The 7134-nt window shown below is 58.8% G+C and carries 2 protein-coding genes and 3 pseudogenes; 1 reads left to right on the top strand and 4 read right to left on the bottom strand.

From position 1 onward, the window contains the following. From ACLBX8_RS31240 to ACLBX8_RS31250, 3 genes and pseudogenes are all read right to left on the bottom strand, one after another. The coding region (locus ACLBX8_RS31240; protein WP_447716370.1) for a protein kinase domain-containing protein at positions 1–2208 on the bottom strand (2208 nt) is incomplete at its 3' end. A 399-nt stretch (positions 2209–2607) separates the two neighbouring features. Continuing rightward, a pseudogene (locus ACLBX8_RS31245) lies at positions 2608–3762 on the bottom strand (IS701 family transposase); the annotation flags it as partial. Between the two features lie 95 nt (positions 3763–3857). Then, positions 3858–3983 (bottom strand): annotated as a pseudogene (locus ACLBX8_RS31250) (IS481 family transposase); the annotation flags it as partial. A 1704-nt stretch (positions 3984–5687) separates the two neighbouring features. On the opposite strand from ACLBX8_RS31250, the gene ACLBX8_RS31255 reads away from it, so the two are divergent. Beyond that, positions 5688–6482: a GDSL-type esterase/lipase family protein gene (locus tag ACLBX8_RS31255; protein WP_447716371.1), complete on the top strand. Its 795-nt coding sequence runs from the start codon at positions 5688–5690 to the stop codon at positions 6480–6482. Positions 6483–6507: 25 nt separating this feature from the next. On the opposite strand, the pseudogene ACLBX8_RS31260 reads toward ACLBX8_RS31255, so the two are convergent. After that, positions 6508–7014: pseudogene (locus ACLBX8_RS31260) on the bottom strand (IS66 family transposase); the annotation flags it as partial. Positions 7015–7134 lie beyond the last annotated feature (120 nt).

Raw genomic sequence — 7134 nt, forward strand, 5'->3', positions numbered from 1 at the left:
CCTTTTGGCCTCCGCGGCCTTGCGCTCATCGTCGGCCCTTTTGGCCTCCGCGGCCTTGCGCTCATCGTCGGCCCTTTTGGCCTCCGCGGCCTTGCGCTCATCGTCGGCCCTTTTGGCCTCCGCGGCCCTGCGCTCATCGTCGGCCCTTTTGGCCTCCGCGGCCCTGCGCTCATCGTCGGCCCTTTTGGCCTCCGCGGCCCTGCGCTCATCGTCGGTCCTTTTGGCCTCCGCGGCCTTGCGCTCATCGTCGGTCCTTTTGGCCTCCGCGGCCCTGCGCTCATCGTCGGCCCTTTTGGCCTCCGCGGCCCTGCGCTCATCGTCGGCCCTTTTGGCCTCCGCGGCCTTGCGCTCATCGTCGGCCCTTTTGGCCTCCGCGGCCCTGCGCTCATCGTCGGTCCTTTTGGCCTCCGCGGCCCTGCGCTCGTCGTCGGTCCTTTTGGCCTCCGCGGCCTTGCGCTCATCGTCGGTCCTTTTGGCCTCCGCGGCCTTGCGCTCATCGTCGGCCCTTTTGGCCTCCGCGGCCCTGCGCTCATCGTCGGCTCTTTTGGCCTTACTGGCGGCACTTATGGCATCCTGGGCTTTGTTGGAATCTATCTCGTCTGCGCGTGCTATAGCCTCATCCTTGTGTAGGCAGATTTGGCACTCGCGTGTGTAGGCGCGGAGCTGGTCAACGTTGGACCCAGCCTGCGCGTACCGTGCATCGTCCGCCTCGATTTGAGCCAACTTGCGCTGAACTTCAGTGCGGAGGGTATCCGAACAGGAGGTGCCGCATTCCGCAAGGATGCGACTGATCGCGGCTCGGTCGAACTGAGCGTCGGCGAGCTGCTTCGACAGACCCTCCAGCTTGATCTGTTCTGCCTTCTGCAGTTGCTGAGCTCTCATCGTGTAAAGGCCGAAGGCGCCACCGACGAGGCTGACCGTGATCAGGAAACCGGCAGCAAGCCTCCTCCAAAGGTGCGATGGACGCGGAAGAACGACGCTCCACAGGCCCGATGCCTGGATTTTGCCATCTCGCGAGACGATCGCAATCGATGTCTGATTAGCCATCCGAGTGCTGACTTCGGGGCCCACCCCAAAGACGGTATGGCCGGCTTCATCGTAGACGCGCGAGATCGAGAAGTAATGCGGGGATGGTTGCCAGATGCCAGTCTTGCCATCTGCAGGTGCGAGATACTCGCCTGAGCCCACGTTCTTGAATGCAAGCTCGAGTGTGTTGCCTTCGATGGGGTGCTTGAACGCGAGCTTGGTATGACCAGCCTGCCCTGCTGTAATGGAAACGTCCGAGATGCGGAGCGAGGTGCTCCCTTGAGGGATGCTGGAGCCTGCTAAGGCGTCGCGCACAGATTGCACCGAACTGGGCCGCTCGGCTTCATCAATCCGCATCATCCAGTCGATCGTGCGCAGCAATGCGTCGTCGTAGCGTCCCGCGGCCAGTTCGCTTGCTGGAACGAGCGGATCGTTACGCAACCGCCGCAATGAGTCGGTCGGTGCCACGCCACTCACACAGCGGTAAGCGATGGCACCTAGGGCATAGAGATCTGTCCAGGGGCCTTGCTGCCCTCCGACGCCATACTGCTCAGGGGGCGAGTAGCCTGGCGAGGCGATTGCCGTCACGCTGCGGCTGTGGCGGCCTCGAAAATCTCGCGCTGCGCCAAAGTCGATGATGACGGGCGAGCCATCTGCGCGCAGCATAACGTTGCTAGGTTTGAGATCCCGATGCAAGATCGCCTGCTCGTGGAGCACTTCAAGCCCGTCGAGCACTCCCGTAAGAACACGCCGCAGATCAGCTTCATCAAGCGGGCCTTCGCTGAGCCGCTCACCCAGCGTTGTGCCGCTCTCGTAATCGAGCACGATATACCCGGTGCCGTGCATCTCGAAGAAACGACGCACATGAACGAGCCGGCTATGACGAAAGCGCGCCATTAGGCGCGCCTCTTCCAGAAAGGCAGTCAATCCCACGGCGAAATTTGGCTCATCATTGGCCGAGCGTGGCTTGACGGACGCGTCGGAAATCCGAGCGGCCAACTCCGCAGGCAGGTACTCTTTGATCGCCACCGCCTCCTGAAGCAGCGAGTCGAAGGCTAGGTACGTGATGCCAAACCCACCGTGTCCCAGCAGATCGACAATCTCGAATTCATGCAACAGCGTGCCGGCCTGAAGTGCGAAGACATGCGATTGCCCTCTTGACCGGCCAGCTAAGCTGCTCAACGGCTTCGTTTCTGATTGACTCACCGTCTCATTCTCGCATTGCAAAGCCAACTACGATCTACCGAAAACTGAAAATTTGATTTTGCCAATTCACAATAAATAGGACCCCGGATTTGCTACAGAAATACTTGTAAGAAACACCAAGACTGCAGACCTCGTTTTTTTATTGCCGAGAAATAATTTGCCTGTGACGAACACGGGGCCGTCTTTAATGTTCTTCATAATAGGCATAGTTCGGTACCGTTTCTTCAAATAATTAGTGTTTATATATGAAGAGGTTGGAGCAGCAATGAAATTCATTGGGACTTGGTTGGATTTTGCACTGCCGTTGCGGCCGCGCATCATTCCAATCGCCACGATGAGCGCGGAAAGCACTAGCACTACCTGGGCACTTTAAGGTCAGATGGCAGCCGGAAGCGGCGCCGACAGTGCGGGCATCGCACGGGCGGGATGATCGCCACGAACAGTCGGCCGATGATGGCCTGACGCACGGCTGGCAGGCTCGGAGACGGCGGCGGACGCGGTAGGCCGGCCACCTTTTTTCCCCCAATCCCTCCGGTCGGGCCCAGCCAAACGCAGGTGCTGCAGGTAAGCACAAGCGATGCACGTCATCAGCGCGTGCCGGTGCAGCCCGGTCCAGGAGCGGCCCTCGAAGTGGTCGAGGCCGAGTTCCTCCTTGAGCTGCTGGTAGGCCTGCTCGCAGACCCAGCGCGCCTTGATCGTGCCGGCCAGGGCCCGCCGGGTCGTGCGGGACGGCAGGTTGGATAGGTAGTACTTGCGCTCGCCCGAGGTGCGCCACTCGCCCACCAGCCAGGCCTCGTCGCCCGGCAGATGGCGATTGTTGCCCCAGATCGGACCGTCGCCCACCCGCACGCGAGCCATGGCAAACCGGGCCGAGAGCGCACCCTTCGAGCCCTGCCGCCACGCCACGCGTCGCCAAGGCAGCGCGGCCAGAACCGCCTCGGCTTCCCGCGGCTCCTGATCCGGCACAGGTTTGCGCGCTCTCCCGCCCGGCTCCACCAGCCGCACGTCGGGATCGTAGACCTTCTGGTTCCTGGCGATACCGACCGCCCAAGCCAGCCCGCGCGCGTCGAGGCCATGCCGGAACATGGCGCTACAGCCGTAGCCGGCATCGGCCAGCACCACACCGAAGCGCACGCCCTCGGCTCGCAGGCGGTCGAGTTCAGCAAGCGCGATCTCGCCCTTGCTCTGCGGCACCACCGCCGCCTCGGGCACGCCCGCCCGCTCGCACCCCTCCGGGTCGGCGACCTAATCCTCCGGCAGGAACAGACGTAGGGCCACCGGCACGGGCACCTCGCTCCGCGCCAGGGTGAGGGAGACGAGCGACTGGCAGTTAGCCTTCTTGCCGAGGTGCCCGCAGTACTGGCGCGCCACACCCACCGAGCGCGTGCCCTTCTTCGGCAGGGCCGTGTCGTCGATCACCAGACAGGCATCGGATCCGCCGACCAGCCGGTCCGCGGAGCGGGCCAACTCCGTCCAGAGCAGGCTGTCGTCCCAGGCCGGGCTGGCGATGAAGTGTTGCAGTTGGTCGTGTGTCTGGATGCGAGACCTCCTTGGCGCGTGCGACTACTTTGAGGGCTTTCGGGAGCGCCTCTGGGTCCGGCGGTTTGGTGACCGGCTTGGCGAGTTCAGTTGGCGCGTGCGACTACTTTGAGGGCTTTCGGGAGCGCCTCTGGGTCCGGCGGTTTGGTGACCGGCTTGGCGAGTTCAGGCTTCGCCCGCCACCTGACCGGGAACAGCTTTAGCACGAGATCCGACGGCGTCTCTGCGTCCAAGGCTGCCCTTATGATCTATCGGGTTGCGAGCAACAACGCGACCAGGCACAGCAAAGCACCGATGGCGATGTAGAAACCATAAGACTTCCTATTGGCTCTGGTTATCGCCCTATGGTCACGTCTTTCTTTCTGCCTTTTCAGGACGTCTGGAAAAAACAGGTACATAAACATATAGATAAATGCCCCTGGAAGACCAAACCAAATAATTAACGCCATAGATACTCTCCATTACAATCTGACCAGGATTCTATGATGCGATCCCATGCGGTTCGCAAGCGTTGGCGACGCGCGTAGGTATGCCCGCCCTCGATTGGGCAGCCGCCGCTATGCTCGCCCGCAGGTGAGGCGGCCATCCACGTTGCCTGATCCTGAGGCTAGGGCGGAGTTCTGACCGCCCGTATGCGGGGGTGGTCGCCCTGTCCTAGATTCGGTATCACGTCGGCCTTGGTTTGCCCGCCTGCCTGTAAGGCGGTGCGCGAGAATAGTCTGTATTTACAGACTATTGTGGGATTGCCCGCCCGCGTTGAGCGGTTCCCAAATTCCCCGGATCGAGATATTCTATCCTGGTTTGCCCGCTCGCATATGGAGCGGACCGGTGCCGGTGCTCATATGCAGTAATGAGGTCGAGTCTGCCCGCCCAAAGAGGGGGCGGACATCCGCGTCATCTTGGCCATGTTCGCCGCGCTAGGTTAGCCCGCCAACATATGGGACGGCCATTCAATGTCGCCGACGTACTCGTAGCTGTAGGGGACTGCTCACCCGCGTGCGGCGCGGACCAGACTGCGATTGTCATCGACAATTACTTCTGTTTCAAATTTAAGCTTCTGCATCCTGAACGGCGAACATGGGTGCGGTGTCATGAGGTCGTATGCTGATTGTTGCTCATAGGACTAACCGGCCATCAGGCCGCTGAGGACCTTCGGCCTCCAAACGAAAAGCTTGACTGTGTGAACTCGGATAGTAAGATAATTAAAGCTTTTGATTTGCTGAGCGCACCATGATCAGACTACCTACCTCATTGTTCGTGTTTTCGCTTTTTCTCTGGCAGCCGGCCAGCGCCTCGGCAGAAAGCCTGATAGGGTACACGATCAAAGCGAATCTTAAAGCTTTAGCCCGCGTTTGCCGCTTAAACACCGGCCAATGCACTGATGTTGAAACACCGGCTTCGCTGGGCGTGTATTTTGGAAAGAAAAACGACGTGTTTGTTTATATTGGATCTGAAAAAGGACTCAGATTGCAAACGGGTGTATGGTCAAACGACAACCAAGGGCATAATGTTAGATGGACGGTGTCTGGTAATCGTGCAATTTGGGAGGCCAACAGCGAAAGCTATCTGAATACGATTACATTTATCAGGCGCGGACCGCAGTGCACCGTGCAGAACATGTGGCACAGCAGCAATCCTAACATCCGACTAGAAAGCCGGGGCATACAAGTCTACAGTTGCTCTGTCCTACCAGGGAATGCCAATAGCTAACACCGTTACGTCATTGCTGGCACCAAGAAAATCCACGTCAATTCAAAGAATTTGTGTTGGACTCATTGATAAGATTTTCCAATGAGCCCCGTCTAAGTTTATTTACGAATCCAATGAGATGAAATGCCCATTGAGACCGAACCACTCAGGCGGTAAATTTATATGCTATTTAATGTACCTAAAAACTCCTTCGGAGCTGCTCTGCTATGAAGAGTCATGTCAATTTTGATCTGATATGGAGATGCGTTATTGGCTCAATGCCATGGGGTCGAACAAACGTCCGTCGAATTTTTTTAATGTCAGCAGTAGCTATGATGACCTCGTCGTTATTAGCTCCCTCTCAGTTGCTCGCGTCATCCTGTGAAACGAGTGATACCTCTTCAGCGAAACAACCAACCAATCAAATACAGATAGATATCGCTAATCAGAAATTGCAGCAGCTCAGCGGATCTCCGGACGTCGTTTTCGTTGGCGACTCGTTAGTCCAGTTCTGGCCTTCGGAACTTACTAACTACGCCGCATCCAGCAACAAAGTTTTCAATTTCGGTGTTGGCTTGGACCGAACGCAGCACGTTCTCTGGCGTCTAGAAGCAGCACAGCTTCAAGTAATTCATCCTCGAAAAGTTTATGTTCTTGTGGGAACGAACAATCTAAGTGCAGGCGACACTGCCTGCGCGATCGCCTCCGGCATTGAAGCGGTACTCAGACGAGTCAATGAAATATGGCCTCATGCGGCGCGCATCGTGATTCCGATACCACCTAGAGGGAACGACTTTTTGTTTCGTAATGCGGACCGCATAGAAACAAATCGAATCGTCAAGGACAACGGTGATCGATCCAAGCAATGGGCATCGACGAACATTGATGCGGTCATAAGCTGTAATTTTACGGATCCTTGTGGCAATTACCTACCTGATAAAGTGCACTTTTCCGAAGCTGGCTACAAATCATTAAGCGATCTCATTCGGTCTAGCTCAAAACATAAGGCAACATCGAGGTAATTACCCAGGCCTGTGCTGGCAGGGTTCAGGCACCGATGGTTTTGAGGACGGTGCTGAAGGGGCTGCTGCCTGTGATGCGGGCGGTGTCGACGACGGTGCGGATGGCGGCCTCGCCCTCAGCCGCCCACATGGCGCGGTAGCCGTTGGTCACCTTCCGCTGCACGACGGCCGGACGAAGCAGCCGCTCGGAGCCGTTGTTGGTCGGCTCGACCTTTCCGGGATAGGCGAGGAACACCAAGAGCTGATCGCGCGCGCGGCTGATCTTGGCCTGCAGGTCGCGGGTCAGGTCACAGCGGCTCGGCGTGGCCAGGATGGCACCGAGTTGCCGATCCAGGCTGCGGCGCTTGGCCGAGAGCGTCGAGGCAGCCAAGTCTGTGACGCGCTCGGCCAGGGCGAACACGCTCTGTAGCCAGAGTTGCAGGCGCCAGGGGACGGGATCGTCGCTGACCTCGACAGCGTAGGCAACATCGCGGGCCAGATGCGCCAGGCAGGTCTGGTGCTCATCCGCGTGGCCTTGTTGGGCCGTGGTACGCCTCCGGTGAGAGCCGCCTTGTGAGACGGGGCCTCGTGCCCGACGTCTGACCTTAATGCTGGCGTTAAAGTCATCGGATCAAGGCGATGCGGGTCGAGGTTCTTGCCGGGGTCGAGCGCC

The sequence above is a fragment of the Methylobacterium sp. D48H genome (assembly GCF_053345715.1).

Coding starts and splice junctions, on each gene's coding strand:
- ACLBX8_RS31255 (WP_447716371.1), top strand. CDS start 5,688: ATGAAGAGTCATGTCAATTTTGATCTGATATGGAGATGCGTTATTGGC.